The organism is Arthrobacter sp. 24S4-2 (genome assembly GCF_005280255.1).
Classification (GTDB): Bacteria; Actinomycetota; Actinomycetes; order Actinomycetales; family Micrococcaceae; genus Arthrobacter.
Genome location: NZ_CP040018.1, coordinates 3,020,075 through 3,036,439 on the forward strand (window position 1 = coordinate 3,020,075; position 16,365 = coordinate 3,036,439).

The 16,365-nt window shown below is 65.6% G+C and carries 14 protein-coding genes and 1 pseudogene; 10 read left to right on the top strand and 5 right to left on the bottom strand.

Annotated features, from left to right (window positions below):
* The first annotated feature begins 24 nt into the window (after positions 1 to 24).
* A pseudogene (locus FCN77_RS13905) lies at positions 25 to 785 on the top strand (SDR family oxidoreductase).
* Between the two features lie 66 nt (positions 786 to 851).
* Here FCN77_RS13905 and FCN77_RS13910 read toward each other — a convergent pair.
* On the bottom strand, positions 852 to 1,286 hold the full coding sequence (locus FCN77_RS13910; protein WP_254678559.1) for a low molecular weight phosphatase family protein: 435 nt from the start codon (positions 1,284 to 1,286) through the stop codon (positions 852 to 854).
* Positions 1,287 to 1,329: 43 nt separating this feature from the next.
* Complete coding sequence (gene serB, locus FCN77_RS13915; protein ID WP_137322743.1) at positions 1,330 to 2,223, bottom strand: phosphoserine phosphatase SerB; 894 nt, start codon at positions 2,221 to 2,223, stop codon at positions 1,330 to 1,332.
* A 121-nt stretch (positions 2,224 to 2,344) separates the two neighbouring features.
* On the opposite strand from serB, the gene FCN77_RS13920 reads away from it, so the two are divergent.
* From FCN77_RS13920 to FCN77_RS13940, 5 genes are all read left to right on the top strand, one after another.
* Positions 2,345 to 3,130: an ABC transporter ATP-binding protein gene (locus FCN77_RS13920; protein WP_137322744.1), complete on the top strand. Its 786-nt coding sequence runs from the start codon at positions 2,345 to 2,347 to the stop codon at positions 3,128 to 3,130.
* An 18-nt stretch (positions 3,131 to 3,148) separates the two neighbouring features.
* A complete protein-coding gene (locus FCN77_RS13925) occupies positions 3,149 to 3,934 on the top strand; it encodes a sulfite exporter TauE/SafE family protein (protein ID WP_137322745.1) in 786 nt (261 codons plus the stop codon).
* Positions 3,935 to 3,966: 32 nt separating this feature from the next.
* Complete coding sequence (locus FCN77_RS13930) at positions 3,967 to 4,776, top strand: RNA methyltransferase (protein ID WP_137322746.1); 810 nt, start codon at positions 3,967 to 3,969, stop codon at positions 4,774 to 4,776.
* Positions 4,777 to 4,953: 177 nt separating this feature from the next.
* Entirely contained in the window at positions 4,954 to 5,211 is a 258-nt protein-coding gene (locus tag FCN77_RS13935; RefSeq protein WP_011691973.1) for a type B 50S ribosomal protein L31, read from the top strand.
* 93 nt (positions 5,212 to 5,304) lie between these two features.
* Positions 5,305 to 6,414, top strand: coding sequence for a biotin/lipoate A/B protein ligase family protein (locus FCN77_RS13940; protein ID WP_137322747.1), 1,110 nt, complete (start codon positions 5,305 to 5,307; stop codon positions 6,412 to 6,414).
* Here the strand turns inward: FCN77_RS13940 and pepN are convergent.
* Positions 6,411 to 9,038: an aminopeptidase N gene (gene pepN / locus FCN77_RS13945; protein WP_137322748.1), complete on the bottom strand. Its 2,628-nt coding sequence runs from the start codon at positions 9,036 to 9,038 to the stop codon at positions 6,411 to 6,413. The genes FCN77_RS13940 and pepN overlap by 4 nt on opposite strands.
* 94 nt (positions 9,039 to 9,132) lie before the next feature.
* The gene (locus tag FCN77_RS13950; protein WP_254679024.1) at positions 9,133 to 10,191 is read right to left on the bottom strand and encodes a YeiH family protein; all 1,059 of its coding nucleotides are present in this window, start codon (positions 10,189 to 10,191) and stop codon (positions 9,133 to 9,135) included.
* 232 nt (positions 10,192 to 10,423) lie between these two features.
* Between FCN77_RS13950 and FCN77_RS13955 the strand changes: the two genes are divergently transcribed.
* From FCN77_RS13955 to FCN77_RS13965, 3 genes are all read left to right on the top strand, one after another.
* The gene (locus tag FCN77_RS13955) at positions 10,424 to 11,980 is read left to right on the top strand and encodes a circularly permuted type 2 ATP-grasp protein (RefSeq protein ID WP_137322749.1); all 1,557 of its coding nucleotides are present in this window, start codon (positions 10,424 to 10,426) and stop codon (positions 11,978 to 11,980) included.
* Between the two features lie 81 nt (positions 11,981 to 12,061).
* Positions 12,062 to 12,988 (top strand): alpha-E domain-containing protein, encoded by a 927-nt coding sequence (locus FCN77_RS13960; RefSeq protein ID WP_011691978.1) that lies wholly within the window; start codon positions 12,062 to 12,064, stop codon positions 12,986 to 12,988.
* Entirely contained in the window at positions 12,985 to 13,836 is an 852-nt protein-coding gene (locus FCN77_RS13965; protein ID WP_137322750.1) for a transglutaminase family protein, read from the top strand. Before FCN77_RS13960 ends, FCN77_RS13965 begins: the two co-directional genes overlap by 4 nt.
* A gap of 32 nt (positions 13,837 to 13,868) precedes the next feature.
* On the opposite strand, the gene FCN77_RS13970 is transcribed toward FCN77_RS13965, so the two are convergent.
* On the bottom strand, positions 13,869 to 14,354 hold the full coding sequence (locus tag FCN77_RS13970; RefSeq protein WP_137322751.1) for a pyridoxamine 5'-phosphate oxidase family protein: 486 nt from the start codon (positions 14,352 to 14,354) through the stop codon (positions 13,869 to 13,871).
* A 156-nt stretch (positions 14,355 to 14,510) separates the two neighbouring features.
* Here FCN77_RS13970 and FCN77_RS13975 point away from each other — a divergent pair, with 156 nt between their 5' ends.
* Entirely contained in the window at positions 14,511 to 16,211 is a 1,701-nt protein-coding gene (locus FCN77_RS13975) for a GAF domain-containing sensor histidine kinase (RefSeq protein WP_137324774.1), read from the top strand.
* Positions 16,212 to 16,365 lie beyond the last annotated feature (154 nt).

The window sequence follows — 16,365 nt, forward strand, 5'->3', positions numbered from 1 at the left end:
GACGTTTGGAACAAAGGAGCTCGAATGGGATTGCTGGACAACAAGACTGCGATTGTGACCGGATCGTCACGGGGGATCGGCGCGGATGTGGCAAAGCTCCTCGCCGCTGAAGGTGCCGCTGTTGTGGTGAACTACCGCCAAAAGGCCCCCGGGCCAACAAGGTTGTGGCCGAGATCGAGGCGGCCGGCGGTCGCGCTGCGGCAGTCGGCGCCGACCTGACCACGCAGGAAGGTGTCCAGGCGCTGGCCAGCGCCGCCATGGAGAACTTCGGTTCGCTGGATGTGCTGGTGCTCAACGCTTCCGGCGGCATGGAAACGGGCATGGAAGAGGGCTATGCCCTGAAGCTCAACCGTGACGCCCAGGTCAACATGCTCAACGCCGCAGTGCCACTCATGCGTGAAGGCTCCCGCGTTGTTTTCGTCACCAGCCACCAGGCGCACTTCATCGATTCTGTTCCCACCATGCCTGAGTACGAGCCGGTAGCACGCAGCAAGCGTGCCGGCGAGGACGCTCTCCGCGCGCTGGTGCCGAACCTGGCTGACAAGGGCATCTCCCTGGTGGTGGTTTCCGGCGACATGATCGAAGGAACCGTCACCGCAACGCTTCTCGACCGGTCCAGCCCCGGCGCCATCGAGGCCCGCCGCGCCGAAGCCGGCAAGCTCTACTCGGTTGCCGAATTCGCCGCGGAAATCGCCAAAATGGTGACGGCCGACGTCGAAACAGGCCACACCGAGTACGCCGGCGGCGCCGACTACTTTGGGAAGAGCACCGGCCAGGCAGGCTGACCTGACCGGACAACGGCAACAACAAAGCCCCGGGGCAGATATTTCTGACCCGGGGCTTTGCGCTGTCTAATCCCCGGTCAGCTCCGCATACAGCTTCTGGACCCGGGCCTGGATGTCGTCCCGGACCAGGCGCATGCGTTCCATGCCTTCAATACCGCGTTCGGAGGGCTCGTCCGTATCCCACACCTCGAAGCGGGTGCCTGCGCGGGGCTCGAGCTTTGCTTCGCTTCCGAGGATGATGACGGCGTCAACAGCGTCCAGGGTGTAATCCGTGACCGGTTTGGGGTGCTCACCGGCGATGTCGATGCCGAGTTCGGACAGTGAGCCCACGGCCTGCGGATTCAACGACTTGCCCGGCTTCGTGCCGGCGGAATGGACGGCGACTCGCCCCGCCGCCAACTGGTTCATGAGTCCGGCGGCCAGTTGGGATTTGCCACCGTTCTTGCTGCAGACGAAGAGCACGGACGGTGGCATGGGTGGACTGTTGGGGTCGTGGGTCATGGGTACGTTGTTTCCTTTGTGGGTAGTTGGGTCCGGGACGGAGTCAGACCCCCGCGATGTGCCGGACGGCGTCCAGGTAGGGCATGCTGATTGCCGCGTCGGCTGCCGCGCGCACGGCTGGCTTGGCGTTGAACGCGACGCCGATCCCGGCGGCGCTGAGCATGTCCAGGTCGTTGGCACCGTCGCCCACGGCTATGGTGTGCTCCATCGGGATGCCTTCGGCGGCAGCCCACTCGCGGAGGTATTTCTCCTTCGCCGCACGGTCGATCACCGCACCGAGCACCTTGCCCGTCAGCGCACCGTCGACAATTTCCAGCTCATTGGCGATCGAATAGTCCAGGGCGAGATCCGCGGCGATGGGGCGCAGGATCTGGTTGAAGCCGCCGGACACCACAGCCACCGCGTGGCCCGCAGCCTTGAACGCCGCAACAAGCTCCGCAGCCCCCTCGCTGAGTTTCACCTCGGCGCGGACGGAGTCAACGACGTCGGCGGGCAGTCCAGCGAGGACCGCCACGCGTGCATGAAGGCTCTGGGCGAAGTCGAGTTCGCCGCGCATTGCCGCTTCGGTGACCGCCGTAACCTCTTCGCGCTTTCCGGCGTAGGCGGCCAGGAGTTCAATGACTTCCTGCTGTATCAGAGTGGAATCTACATCCATGATGAGGAACTTGCGGGGCGCCTCCCGCAGCGGAGCCGGAACGATGGCGGTGTCCATGCTGCTGAAGCCGGCAGCTGCAACCTCCTTCCGCAGCGCGGCGATGTCCGCTGCGGTGCCCGACGCCAGCGAGAAATCGACCGAATACACCTCGAAGCGGTGGTCGCCGGTGCGGGATTCGGCGGCGAGGGACGCGCCCGACCCGGTCAGCAAGGAACGGAGGTGCTCCAGTTCCGCAGGGGACAATTTTACGCCGTAGCTGACCGCAGTCACGTTCGAACTCATGGCTGCAATCTTAGCCAGCGGGCACCCGGCGCCCGAATTCGTTTCGTCCCGCCCGCGTCAGGCTCCGCCGGTGGTGTTTCAGTTATCAGTCCAACCCTGTTTTGTCCTAGTGTCTACTCTTATGAGTGATGTTCTTGAAATGGCTGCCGTCAGCGTTGTCCGTGGAGCCAAAACGCTCCTCAACAAGGTGGACTGGCAGGTCAAAGAAGGCGAGCGTTGGGTAATATTGGGCCCCAACGGCGCAGGCAAGACCACTCTGCTCCAGATTGCGGCGGCCCGGCTCCACCCGACCAGCGGCATGGCAGGCATCCTGGAGGAAATCCTGGGCTCGGTTGATGTGTTCGAACTCCGGCCCCGCATCGGCCTGTCCTCTGCTGCCCTGGCCAACCAGATTCCCGAGCAGGAGAAGGTGCTCAACGTTGTGGTGACCGCCGCCTACGGTGTTACCGGGCGGTGGCGTGAAGGTTATGAGAAGGACGACGAACGCCGCGCGTTCCGGCTCCTGAACGACTGGGGGATGGGCCCGCTCCTTAACCGCGCGTTCGCGTCCCTGTCCGAGGGTGAACGCAAGCGCGTCCAGATCGCCCGCGCCCTGATGACCGACCCGGAACTGCTCCTCCTTGACGAGCCAGCGGCGGGGCTGGACCTGGGCGGCCGCGAGGACCTCGTGCACCGCCTCAGCGAATTGGCCCGGGACGAATCCGCACCCGCGATTGTGCTGGTGACCCACCACCTTGAGGAAGTTCCCCCCGGCTTTACGCATGCCATGCTGATGCGCGATGCCGGCGTAGTGGCGTCCGGCCCCATTGCCGAGGTCCTGACATCCGAACACCTGAGCGAGACCTTCGGCCTGCAGCTCGATGTCACCGTCAACGCGGGACGCTACGCCGCCACTGCCCGCCGCTGACCGGGCGGCTATCCGAGCGTGGAGTTACTCAACGGCGTCTTCATCTTCTTCGCGGGGCTGTGGGCCGGAACCATCAACAGTGTTGTGGGCTCCGGCACGCTGGTCACGTTCCCTGTGCTTATTGCCCTGGGCATTGCCCCGGTAACAGCCTCCATCAGCAATGCCATGGGGCTGGTGGCCGGCAATGCCGCGGGCGCCTGGGGATATCGGAAGGAACTCGCTGGCCGGGGCAAGCAGCTCCTCGGGCTGCTGCCTGCATCGCTTCTGGGCGGCATCAGTGGCGCCTGGCTGCTGCTGCACCTGCCGGAGAAGGTCTTCTACTACGCTGCTCCGGGCCTGATTGTGCTCGCCCTGCTGATGGTGGTGTTCCAGCCCCGGCTCCAGCAGTGGGTGAGGAACCGGGAGGAAAACCCGGAACACGCCATCCGGGACAAGCGCCACGGCGTGGTCCTGGTCGTGCTGGTGTACCTGGCCGGGGTTTACGGGGGCTACTTCGTCGCTGCGCAGGGCATTCTGCTGGTGGGCATCCTGGGCGTCTTCATGACGGGAACCATCCAGAACGCCAACGCCATGAAGAACATCCTTGTGCTGGGCGTGAACATCGTCGCGGCCGTGTCCTATCTGCTGTTCGCGTTCGGCCGTATTAACTGGGCCGTGGTGGGGATCATCGCCGTGAGCTCGCTGATCGGCGGAGTGGTCGGCTCCAAGGTGGGCCGGCGGTTGTCGCCTCCCGTCCTGCGCGGCGTCATCTTTGCCCTGGGCCTCGTGGCGCTGGGCTTCATGATCGCCAACCTGCTTAAATGACCAGCTGAAATACCCCTTGAAATGAATCTCCCGTGACTTTCCACTACCTCGAATCCGCCGACGACCCGCGCGTGTCGGACTACACCCAGCTGACGGACGTCCACCTCCGCAAAGTCAGGGAACCTGCGGAAGGGATGTACATCGCTGAATCTTCGCGGGTCCTCCGGCGGGCCCTTGCTGCGGGCCACCGGCCACGATCCTTTTTCCTCGCCGAGAAATGGCTGCAGGACCTCAGCGACGTCTTTGATGAGTTCCCGGACGTGCCTGCGTATATCGGCAGCGCCGCTTTGCTGGAGGACATCACCGGGTTCCACCTGCACCGCGGCGCGATGGCGGCCATGCACCGCCCGGTGCCGGTTCCGCTGCCCGAATTGCTTGCCGGAGCCCGCCGGGTTGCCGTGCTGGAGGACATCGTGGACCACACGAATGTAGGCGCCATCTTCCGGTCCGCGGCCGCACTCGGTGTCGACGCCGTGCTGGTGTCGCCGCGGTGCGGGGATCCGCTCTACCGGCGAAGCGTCCGCGTTAGCATGGGTACCGTGTTCCAGGTTCCGTGGGCCCGCCTGGAGTCCTGGCCGGGTGACCTTGCGGCCCTCCACGCGCAGGGCTTTACGGTTGCCGCCATGGAGCTCACGGACGACGCCGTGGACCTCGACGAACTGGCCGCCCGGAATCCGGGAAAGCTGGCGCTCGTGCTGGGGACTGAGGGCGCGGGCATGAGCGAGGGGACACTCGCCGCCGTCGACCTCGCCGTGAAGATCCCGATGCGGGCCGGCGTCGACTCCCTTAACGTTGCGGCCGCCTCCGCGGTCGCTTTCTGGGAACTGCGCCCGCGGGACTGACGCCGTAGCCGTGAAGGCGCCGGGAGGTCCGCCGGTTCGTGCCGGAAGCGTGTTTAGGCTAGGATTGAGTGTTGGTCCGGACACCCGGTATTTCAGATGCTTTCGGTGTTCCGCGGCCCGCATCCCATTCATACCTGGCAACTGGCAAAATCCAGTTGTGCGAACAAAGGTCCCATTATGAAGTCCAATACCCACCCGAAGTACGAAGCTGTTGTATTCAACGACCTGGCTTCCGGCGTCAAGTTCCTGACCAAGTCCACCGTGTCTTCCAAGAAGACCATCGAGTGGGAAGACGGAAACACCTACCCGGTCATCGACGTCGAAATCTCGTCCGAGTCCCACCCGTTCTACACGGGCAAGCAGCGCATCATGGACTCTGCAGGCCGCGTGGAGCGCTTCAACGCTCGCTTCAAGGGCTTCGGCGGCAAGAAGTAACAACTTCTCCCCAAGGTTCTTTTGGAAAGCCCGCACCTTCCGTATCTTCTGGAAGGGGCGGGTTTTTCGCGTTGTTGGGGCAGGATGGAATGCATGACATTCCCTCCATTTGAGACCGGTCCGGCGGACGGCACGCACGACGGCGGCGGACGCCGCCACGGTGAGTACAAGGTTCCCGGCGGCAAGCTGGTGGTGGTGGATTTCGACGTCGTCGGCGGCCACTTCGCCCACGTTTCCGTCAGCGGTGATTTCTTCCTCGAACCCGATGAGGCGCTGCTGGACATCAACCGGGCGCTCACCGGCCTCCCGGAGGATACGGCCGCTGCCGAGATTTCAGCGGCCGTAACCGAAGCCCTGACCGAAGACGCCGTCCTCTTCGGGTTCTCCGCTGACGCCGTCGCCACCGCCGTCCGGAGGGCGCTGGCCAAAGCGACCGGCTGGGGCGACCACCACTGGAACGTCATAGCGCCATCGGTGCTGCCGACCCATGTCAACGTCGCGCTGGACGAGGTCCTCACTGAAGAGGTGGGGGCGGGCCGCCGCAATCCGACGCTCCGGTTCTGGGACTGGAAGGAACCGTCCGTGGTGATCGGAAGCTTCCAGTCGGTCCGCAACGAGATCCATCCTGACGGCGTGGCACGCCACGGCATCACTGTTGTCCGCCGGATCAGCGGCGGGGGAGCGATGTTCATGGAGGCGGGAAACTGTATCACCTATTCCCTCTACCTGCCCCAGACACTGGTGGACGGCATCAGCTTCGCCGACTCTTACGCCTTCCTGGACGCCTGGGTCATGGCCGCACTGAAGAAACTCGGCATTGCGGCCTTCTACGTGCCGCTCAACGACATCGCCACGGAGCAGGGCAAAATCGGCGGCGCGGCCCAGAAGCGCCTGGCCAACGGCGGCATGCTGCACCACGTGACCATGAGCTACGACATCGACGCGGACAAGATGGTGGAGGTCCTGCGGATCGGCAAGGAGAAACTCTCGGACAAAGGCACCACCAGCGCTAAGAAACGGGTGGATCCGCTGCGCCGCCAGACAGGCCTGGCAAGGGCCGAAATCGTGGACGCCATGATGGAGGTCTTCAGCGGCCGGTACGGGGCCACTCCGTCAGTCATCACCGAGGCGGAACTCGCCGCTGCGCAGGATCGCGTGGCGGCCAAGTTCGGCACTGGGGAGTGGCTGCACCGGGTGCCTTAGGACGCGGCGGGCGCGGCCTGGGCCGTAAGGGCCTGGGCCCGCAGGGCACGGTGAAGGTGGCTCCGCTGCTCGATGATGATCCGGCGCAGCGCACCGGGGGCTTCGGGATGCCCGGAGAGCCAATGGTCTGCGCGGACCAGGACCGGGTGTTCTTCGGGCTGCCCGTCGCCGAGGTCCTGGCCGGCCGGGAAGAGGCCGCGGACGATCCGGCTGGCAATCTCGATGCTGCGCCCGGCCCAGACTCCCTTCAGGCACTCGAAGTACGGTTCCACGAAGGGGTCCAGCAGGCCGTCCGGTGCCGTGTTGAAGCCTGCGATCGTCGCGCTAAGCAGTTGGTTGGACAGCGTGGTCCCGTGGACCGCGGCATCCCACGCTGCTGCCTTGACGGCCGCGTCCGGCCGGGCGGCCAGTGCCGTGGCATGTCCGGCGCGGCCGGAAGCCGTGGTGTCCCGGGACAATTCGGCATCCAACTCACCGGCGCCGGCCTGGCCGTGCGCAGCGAGGGCGTGCCACAGGCTCCACCGGAGTTCGGAATCTACGGCGAGGCCTTCCACCACTGTGGTGCCGTCCAGGATGCCCCGCACCGTATCCAGCTTCCCCGCGGCCTGCCTGCTGGTGGTGGCCAGTGCCCGCGCCCAGGCGAGCTGGTGGTCGGAGCCGGGTTCGGCCGCTTCCAGTTCCCCGGCAACCACTTCCAGGAAGGCGTCGCGGACCGCACCCCGGTCCGCAGCCGGGACGTAGCGTTCGACGGCGGTGTCGGCGTTGCCCAGCACGTTCAGCAGGACGCCGATGCCCGTTTCGCCCGGCCCGAAACTCTTTACAGCCGCAACGTAACGGGCTGCCGGAGCCACGCTGTCCCGGGCCGAATCCCAGAGCGCCGTCCAGCAGAGCGCCCGTGCCATCGGGTCCCGCAGGGCGCCGAGGGACGCCCGGACGGTTGCTTCGGAACGGGGATCCAGCCGCACCTTTGCGTAGCTGAGGTCGTCGTCGTTGATCAGGAGAAGCGCCGGCACTGGTTTGCCCGCCAACTCCGGGACCACCGTGCGCTGGCCGGCCAAGTCCGTTTCAACGCTGTCCACCCGGACCAGCGCGCCGTGGGCGTCGAAATCGTAGAGTCCGATCCGCAGGCGGTGCGGCCGCAGTTCCTGGCGTCCCGTGGTGGGGTCCACTGCGTCCTGGACGACCGTCACGTCGCCGAGCACGCCGTCGTGCTCTTCAATGTCCGCAGTGACGGTGGAAATCCCCGACGTCTGCAGCCACTGGCTGGCCCACAGGGCCAGGTCACGGCCTGACGCTTCGCCCAGAGCCGCCAGAAGGTCGGCCAGGGTGGTGTTGCCGTACTCATGCTTCCGGAAGTACTTTCGGGAGCCGGCAATGAACGCCTCGAAACCGACGTACGCCACCAGTTGCTTGAGCACGGACGCGCCTTTGGCATAGGTGATGCCGTCGAAGTTCTGCTTGGCCGCCTCGAGGTCTGGAATGTCGGCCACGATCGGATGGGTGGTGGGCAGCTGGTCCTGCACGTAGGCCCACGCCTTGCGGTTGTTCGCGAAGTTCACCCAGGCGGTGTCCCAGTCCGTGGCACGGTCCACGCCGAGTGTGCCCATGTAGTCGGCAAAGGATTCCTTGAGCCAGAGATCGTCCCACCACTGCATGGTCACCAGGTCGCCGAACCACATGTGCGCCATCTCGTGCATCAGTGTGTTGGCGCGGGCCTGGTACTGGGAATCGGCGGCGCGGGAGGTGAAGACGTAGTTTTCGGTGAAGGTGACCAGCCCGGGGTTTTCCATGGCGCCGAGGTTGTATTCGGGCACGAAGGCCTGGTCGTACTTGCCCCAGGGGTACGGATAGTCGAAGAGGTTGTTGAAGAACCCGAGCCCCTGCTTGGTCAGCTGGAAGAGGTTCGCGGTATCGAATGACTCGGCCATGGATGCCCGGCAGTACAGCGCCAGCGGGACCTCCAGCCCGGTGCCGTCGTCGAGCATTCCGCTCCAGTGGTCCTCTGCTTTGAAGTAGGGCCCCGCCAGCACGGTGGTGATGTAAGTGGAAATCCGGCCTGTGGCTGCGAAGTCCCAGCGGCTCGTTGCAGGGTCGCTGGTCAGCTGGGTGCGGCCGGCTTCGGTCCCGTTTGAGGCGACCTGCCAGTCCGACGGCGCCATCACGTGGAACGTGAACTCTGCTTTGAGGTCGGGCTGCTCGAAGTTGGCGAACACGCGGCGGGCATCGGCGGGCTCGTATTGCGTGTAGAGGTAGCACTGGCCGTCTGCAGGGTCGAAGAAGCGGTGCATGCCTTCGCCGGATGTGCTGTAGAGGGCCGTTCCGGCCACGGTTACCTGGTTTTCGGCCTGGAGGTTGTCCAGCCGGATCCGGGATCCGTCCACAACGTCCGCGGTTGAAAGGCTTCTTCCGTTGAGGAAAACGCTGTGCACGTCGCTGCTGATGAAGTCCAGGAAGGTGGTCGCGCCGGGTTCGCGCGCCGAGAAATTGATGACGCTGCGGCTCGTGTATCCGGTGACCGCCGGATCCGGCGCCTGGCGGACGTCGAGCGAGACGTCATAGCTGTGGGTGGTAATCAGGGCTGAGCGTTTTGCCGCTTCATCGCGTTGCAGGTTCTCATTCGACACCAAGCTATTGAATCACGAGCCCCGCCCGCCATCGGCGCTCCGTCATTAGCGCGCCCCAGTCATTGGCGCCGGGACAGCCAACAGCGCCGGACGGTCAGTATGGCCGCACGATCAGCACGGCAGCTCCGAGGCCCAGCAGCGCGATCAGGAGCCACGCCGCGAGGGCCGCGAGCAGTGCCCTGGCTCCGGTATGGAGCAGCGTCTGCACCCGGACGGCTGAGCCCAGGCCGAAAAGGGCCATGCCCAGCAGCAGGTCCTGCGCGGCAGCGGCCGCCTCCGGCCAGCCCGGGGACAGCCAGCCCGTGGAGCGCAAACCCACCATGGCAACAAAGCCGATGACGAACAAGGGAACGATCGGCGGGAACCGGACTTCTGCGCCGTCGGATTCGGCTGCCGGGTCCGCAGGCACGCTTCTGGTGGCACCGTTTCCATTGGCGCCGTTTCCGCTGGCACCGTTTCCATTTGCTCCGTCGGGAACGGTCCCGTTCGGTCCGTTGCCGTTGCGCGCTTCCCGGCTGATGACGGTCCGCTGGTGCACCCCGGCGGCAGCCACCAGGGGAGCCAGCAGGATCACCCTGGTCAGTTTGACGACGACGGCGATGGCCAGTGCGCCGGTCCCTGCGGTTTGCGCCGTTGCCACCACCTGGCCCACGTCGTGTACCGACGCGCCGGTCCAGGCGCCGAACTCCTCCGGCGTGAGCTGCAGCGGGTGCAGGAGGAGCGGCAGCACGCCGATCGCCAGCGTTCCGCACAGCGTGACAAGTGCAACCGGCAGGACGGTGTCCACGTGCCGGACCCGGCGCACCGCCGCCATGGCGCCAATGGCAGAGGCCCCGCAGATGGAAAACCCGGTGGCAATCAGGAGGGATGCCTCCCGCGGCAGCCGGAACAGCCGTGAAATGCCGTACGTACCGGCGAAACTGGCCACGACCACGCCGGTAATGAGCAGGAGTGCCTGCCAGCCAAGCCCCAGGACGTCCATGACGCTGACTTTCAGGCCCAGGACCACAATGCCGGCCCTCATCAGGTGCTTTCCTGCGAAGTCGAGCCCGGTGCGCGCCCCGCCTGCAACCCACGTTCCTGTGCCAGGCAGGTTGGCGGCAAGGAGCCCCAGCACCACGGCGACGGTCATGGCAGGCAGGACCGGCACCATTGCGTGTACGGTAAAGGCCACCCCGACGGCGAAAACGGCAGTGAGAAGTCCCGGCACGATGGGTGGGATCCGTGCGGAGATCCGCCCCAGGGGGCGGCGGGGAATCTGGGCAGTGGCACTCACCTACCTTGCCGGAAAAGTGCGGAAAAACACGAACCGGATGGGTTGGTCCAACACGCCACAGTGGGCACCAGTAATGAATTCGAAACAAAAAGGTGGTTGGCTATTGACCATGTCTGACCTATTCCAGGATTACTCCGAGGCCGCCGGCCGCAGCGGTGCCTACGACGAGATGTTTGCCCCTGGCCAACAAGCCAGGAAGTCCTACGGGCAGGTCGCAGGGGCTCTCCGTGAGCTTTCCCTCGCTGACGTGACTGCCCGCGCCGATTCGATGGCGCGGACGTTCCTGGACCGCGGCGTCACCTTCGACTTCGCAGGGGAGGAACGGCCGTTCCCGCTGGACATCGTGCCCCGGGTGATTCCGGCCGATGAGTGGAGCGTCCTCGAAAGGGGAGTTGCGCAGCGTGTCCGTGCGCTGGAAGCCTTCCTCAATGACGTCTACGACAAGATGACCGTGGTTGCCGACGGCGTCATTCCGCGCCAGCTTGTCACCACGAGCGCCCACTTCCACCGCCAGGTGCACGGCTTTGAGCCGGCCGGCGGCGTCCGGGTCCACATCTCCGGGATCGACGTCGTCCGTGACGCGGCGGGAACCTTCCGGGTGCTGGAAGACAACGTGCGGGTACCCTCCGGCGTCAGTTACGTCCTGGAAAACCGCCGCGCCATGGCCAAGGGCCTGCCCGAAGCCTTCGGCCAGCAACTGATCCGTCCGGTCGAAGAGTACCCGCGGCGGCTGCTGTCCGCGCTCCGCAAGACGGCACCCTCCGGCGTCGACGACCCCACAGTAGTGGTCCTTACCCCCGGCGTGTTCAACAGCGCCTACTTCGAGCACACCCTGCTGGCCGGCCTCATGGGCGTGGAACTGGTGGAGGGCCGCGACCTCATCTGCCGCGGCAACCGCGTGTACATGCGGACCACCGCCGGCGAACAGCGCGTGGATGTCATCTACAAGCGGATCGACGACGACTTCCTCGATCCGTTGCAGTTCCGCGCCGACTCCATGCTTGGGTGCCCGGGCCTGGTGAACGCCGCCCGTGCCGGCGGCGTGACCATCGCCAACGCCGTGGGCAACGGCGTGGCTGACGACAAACTCGTATACAGCTACGTGCCCGACCTGATCCGCTACTACCTGCACGAAGAGCCAGTCATCGCCAACGTGGACACGTTCCGGTTGGAGGAAAAGGAAGCCCGCGAGCACGTCCTGGACAGGCTGGATGAACTGGTGGTCAAACCGGTTGACGGTTCCGGCGGCAAGGGCCTGGTCATCGGGCCCGACGCGACCAAGGACGAACTCGAGGCCCTGCGCAAGCGCGTCATCGCAGACCCCCGCGGCTGGATTGCCCAGCCGGTCCTGCAGCTGTCTACGGTTCCTACCCTCAGCGGTGATAAGTTTGGCCCTCGGCACGTTGACCTGCGTCCGTTTGCCGTCAACGACGGCGACGACGTCTGGGTGCTCCCCGGCGGACTGACCCGCGTGGCCCTCAAGGAGGGCTCGCTGATCGTCAATTCCAGCCAGGGCGGCGGGTCCAAGGACACCTGGGTGCTGTCTGACTCTCCCGAGGTTCCGGTGGAACTCCTGCCAAGGCCGTCCATCACCGTCCGCGAGCGGGTTTCGGTGTGGCCGGTCGAAAGCAACTGGCGCGACCGCCAGGCGGAGCAGCAGCAGTGAGCCGACGCCCGCCGGTGCAGCCCGCATCAGTTTGCCTATCTTTGTTCATGCAGATTCCGGACCCGCAGGAGGTAGCCGTAAATGCTTAGCCGTATTGCCGAGTCCCTATTCTGGATCGGCCGCTATGTGGAGCGGGCGGATGGCACCGCCCGCATCCTGGACGTCCACCTTGAGCGGCTCAACCACCTGCCCACGGAGGAACGGGACAACGTGGCCCGGGAACTCCTGGCTGTCATGGGAGCCCGGCCCGAGAGTGACGAGTTCGGCCTCGAGGAGCTGCTGCACGCCCTCGCCTACGACAAACAGAGCGCCACGTCGATCGCCGGTTCGCTCGGTGCTGCCCGGGAGAACGCCCGCCGTGCCCGCGAAACGGTTTCCTCCGGGCTCTGGGAGAGCCTGAACACCACGTACTACGGCCTGAACCAGCACCGCAAGGACGTGGTGGGCACCTACCGGTTCTGCCACTGGGTGCTGGAACGCACGGCCATGGTAAGCGGGCTGGCGGACACCACAGTCAGCCACGACGACAGCTGGCTGTTCCTCGCCCTGGGCCGCTCCCTGGAGCGTGCCGATATGACGGCCCGCATGCTATCGACCCGCGATGTGCTCTCCGCGGGCATGTCGTGGGTGAACATGCTCCGTTGCGCCGGCGCCTACGAATCGTTCCTTCGGACCCGCCGGGCGGCCTTCGGCGACCAGCATGCCGCCGAATTCCTGCTGCTGGACCGGCTGTTCCCGCGCTCCATCGTCTACGCCCTGCGGGATGCGGACGAGTGCCTGGCGAAGCTTGACCCGTCCGCGCAGCGCGTCGGGTTCATCAACGACGCACGCCGGATTGTGGGCCAGGCCCGCACTTTCCTGGAGTTCCACCGCACGGACGACCTCATGTCCGAACTGCCGGAGCACATGGAGCGGGTCCAGAAGGCCGTGTCGCAGGCTTCCGACGCAATTTCCCGTAAGTACTTCAATCAGGCGGACGAACTGGCCTGGGTGGGAGAAGTTTCATGACCCGGCTGAGCATCATCCACAAGACCGGCTACAAGTACAACAAGCGCGTCACGCTCTCGTACAACGAAGCCCGCATGACGCCGCTGACGGATCCGCAGCAGGTGGTGCTGGAATCGTCCATGAAGGTTGCGCCGTCGCAGGCCGCCGTCAGCAGCTACCGCGACTACTGGGGTACGCGTGTTACCGCCTTCGACATGCAGATGCCGCACGAGTACCTTGAGGTAGTCGCCACCACCACGGTCGAAGTCCACCGCGCTGAGCGCGTCCCCGCCGAGGGCGACATCGTCTCCTGGGACGTGCTGCAGGCGTCCGAGACGCTCAACCAGTTCAGCGACTGGATCCCGCAGTCCCGCCTGAGTGGTCCGGGAGACGAAGTCCTCGGCATCATTCCGGGGATCGTCGAAGGCAGGGACCCGCACGCGGCCGCCATGGCCATCTTTGAATGGATGCGCGGGGAAATGACGTACATGAAGGGTTCCACCGGCGTCACCACCAACGCCGCCCAAGCCTGGGGCCAGCGGCAGGGCGTCTGCCAGGACCTGGCCCATCTCGCCGTCGGCTCGCTGCGCAGCTGCGGTATCCCCGCCCGGTACGTCTCCGGCTACCTCCACCCGCGTTCGACGGCGGACATCGGCGAGACGGTGGCCGGCCAGTCCCACGCGTGGCTCGAATGGTGGGACGGCGAATGGCGCAGCTGGGACCCCACCAACCACAAACCGGCTGGAGACTTCCACGTCACCGTGGCACGCGGCCGTGACTACCGGGACGTGCCGCCGCTCAAGGGCATCCTGTCCGGCGGCGGAGGTTCTGCACTGAACGTGAGCGTCGAAATCACGCGCCTGGCGTAGCGTCCCCTGTTGGCCGGGCTACTCGTCCCGGACTACTCGTTGCCTGACTTCGGGGCGTCATCAAGGGGCGTCCACCAGGTCAGCGGGGGAGTGACCTTGAAGCGCCGCCCCGTGACGGTGTCCGGCGTGATGCGGACAAAGTGCTCCTTTGTGCCGGCCTGCCAGGGGAACAGCAGCAGCCCAACCGTGTCCAGGACCTCCTGCGGGTTCCTGACCGGGGCGGCCTGGCCCTTGACCACCACGCTCCAGGCGATCCCGGTATCTGCGTCCACCCCGTCGGCCTCCAGGGCTACGGGCGTGTCACCGGTGGCTGCCTGCAGCTTGGTGCCGTCTGCCGTACGGAAGACGAGTGTGCCGTGGTCCACCTTGTAGTTGATGGGGAAGATGTCCGGGTGGTCTTCCACCCAGACCGCGAGCCGCCCCACTGAGACGGTTCTTAGCAAGTGCCAGCATTCGTGGTTGTCGAGGTGCTCGACCTCGTTCGGCCTGCCGGCCTCCGGTTTCCGATCGGTGCTCATGAGCCCGAGCCTACCGCAGAAGTGCTGGCAGCGTAGGGCATAACGGCCTGATGCCGCCCGCTGTCCGGAAGCGCCACACACGGAAGAAGGCGTTAACGATATTCTGGCCTCACGCCGCCGGATTCGACGGCCCCCGTCAGGAGTTGGGTTGTGGACATGCATGCCAATGGCGACAGTTCCGAACGCTACACAGCAGCAAGTAGCCTTCGGATTGAGGACCTGCTTAAGGATTTCGTATCCAGGGCCGGCGAACTCCTCCAGTTCCAGGAACGGATGGGCGGCCTCTTGGAAGCCGTTGTCGCCGTTGCCGAAGACCTGAGCCTGGACGCCGTCCTCGAGCGCGTTGTCCAATCGGCCTGCCAGCTGCTGCGTGCCCGCTACGGGGCGCTGGGCGTGATTGGCGATGACCGCGCCCTCAGCCACTTCATCACCGTAGGGATCGACGGCGAACTGGCCCAGCGAATCGGTCCCCTGCCCACCGGACACGGCGTCCTTGGTTTGCTGATCTCCGACCCCAGGCCTTTGCGGCTTCATGACCTGCGCCGCCACCCTGAGGCCTATGGCTTCCCGAAGCACCATCCGCCCATGCAGTCATTCCTCGGTGTTCCGGTGCGGGTGCGCGATGTCGTGTTCGGCAACCTCTACCTGACGGAAAAGGAGGGTGGCGGCGATTTCACGGTTGAGGATGAAGAGCTGGCTATTGCCCTGGCGGCGGCTGCCGGCGTGGCCATTGAGAACGCCCGTCTGTATGACGACGCCCGACGCCGCGCGCAGTGGCTGGAAGCCTGCATGGATGTCTCCGGGCTGATGCTGGGAAGCGATCCTTTATCGTCGTCGAAAGGCCTTGACTCGATTGCCGGCAGGGCACTGCGGGAATCCGGGTCCCGGCTGGCCCTGGTCGTGGCGCCGTCTTCGGGCGGGGTGGGCTACGTGGTGGCCGGAGCCAACGGAGAGGATGCGGAGCTTTTCTCCGGCCTTCCGCTGTCCCTGGATTCGGATGCACTGAAGGGAGTCCTTGGCGGTGGCGAACCGCTCCTCGTGGACAAAGCCGCCGCCGTGCTGGGAATCCTCGAGGGAACAGCGACGGGCGCGCTCCTTGCCGTGGCACTCAGCACCCAGGGAGCCCATCACGGACTGCTCCTCCTGGTCCGGGGCCCCGGCGCCGGCACTTTCAGCCGCACCGACGTGGAGATGGGGGCCGTGTTTGGATCGCATGTGGCCTTGGCGCTGGAACTTGCCCGGGTCCATCGCTTGCGGGAGGAACTGCTGGTTTTCACGGACCGGGACCGCATTGCCCGCGACCTTCACGACCTGGTGATCCAGCGGCTCTTCGCCGCCGGCCTTAGCGTTCAGAGCCTGAACCGCTTCACGAAGGAAGATCTCGCCCTGGAGCGGATCGGGGCCATCACCGGGGAACTGGACGAGGCGATCCGCAGCCTGCGGGACACCATCTACTCGCTCAAGACCGGCAACGGCGATACCGAGTTGCTCAGCGGCCGGCTGCGGCGGGTTACCCGCAGCGCGGCCAAGACAATGGCGTTCACGCCCGGGCTGAACCTGGAAGGACCGGTGGACTCCGTCCGGCCGGAGAAAGCCAACCATGTTGTGGCCGTGGTTTCCGAGGGCCTGAGCAACGCCATACGGCACTCGGGGGCAGATTCCATCGACGTGTCCGTCTCGGCGCTGAAGGGCAAAGTGACCGTCCTGGTGAAGGACAACGGCCACGGCCTCAGGGGTTCGCCGAAGCGAAACGGCCTGAACAACATGCAGGAGCGCGCCAGGATACTGGAAGGCACCTGCACCATCACCAGCGCTCCCGACGCCGGAACCAGCCTCGAGTGGTCAGTGCCGCTTTAGTTCGAGGTTACTTTAGTTCGCTGCTGCTTTGCCGCCTGACCATCTACCGCCGATGCCCCTGGGAGTCGGCCCCTGAGTGGGCAGTGGCGGAATGGTTCGAACCCGGCTGGGGCGCAGCGGCGTGCGCCGTACCGGAGTGGGCGCCGGGGACTGG

What these genes read in the sequence shown, in the direction of transcription:
- FCN77_RS13955 (WP_137322749.1), top strand. Translation starts at nt 10,424, where the DNA reads ATGTCTGACCTATTCCAGGATTACTCCGAGGCCGCCGGCCGCAGCGGT.
- serB (WP_137322743.1), bottom strand. Translation starts at nt 2,223, where the DNA reads ATGAGTTCGAACGTGACTGCGGTCAGCTACGGCGTAAAATTGTCCCCT.
- FCN77_RS13935 (WP_011691973.1), top strand. Translation starts at nt 4,954, where the DNA reads ATGAAGTCCAATACCCACCCGAAGTACGAAGCTGTTGTATTCAACGAC.
- FCN77_RS13940 (WP_137322747.1), top strand. Translation starts at nt 5,305, where the DNA reads ATGACATTCCCTCCATTTGAGACCGGTCCGGCGGACGGCACGCACGAC.
- FCN77_RS13960 (WP_011691978.1), top strand. Translation starts at nt 12,062, where the DNA reads ATGCTTAGCCGTATTGCCGAGTCCCTATTCTGGATCGGCCGCTATGTG.
- FCN77_RS13970 (WP_137322751.1), bottom strand. Translation starts at nt 14,354, where the DNA reads ATGAGCACCGATCGGAAACCGGAGGCCGGCAGGCCGAACGAGGTCGAG.
- FCN77_RS13950 (WP_254679024.1), bottom strand. Translation starts at nt 10,191, where the DNA reads ATGGTGCCGGTCCTGCCTGCCATGACCGTCGCCGTGGTGCTGGGGCTC.
- FCN77_RS13910 (WP_254678559.1), bottom strand. Translation starts at nt 1,286, where the DNA reads ATGACCCACGACCCCAACAGTCCACCCATGCCACCGTCCGTGCTCTTC.
- FCN77_RS13975 (WP_137324774.1), top strand. Translation starts at nt 14,511, where the DNA reads ATGCATGCCAATGGCGACAGTTCCGAACGCTACACAGCAGCAAGTAGC.
- FCN77_RS13920 (WP_137322744.1), top strand. Translation starts at nt 2,345, where the DNA reads ATGAGTGATGTTCTTGAAATGGCTGCCGTCAGCGTTGTCCGTGGAGCC.
- FCN77_RS13965 (WP_137322750.1), top strand. Translation starts at nt 12,985, where the DNA reads ATGACCCGGCTGAGCATCATCCACAAGACCGGCTACAAGTACAACAAG.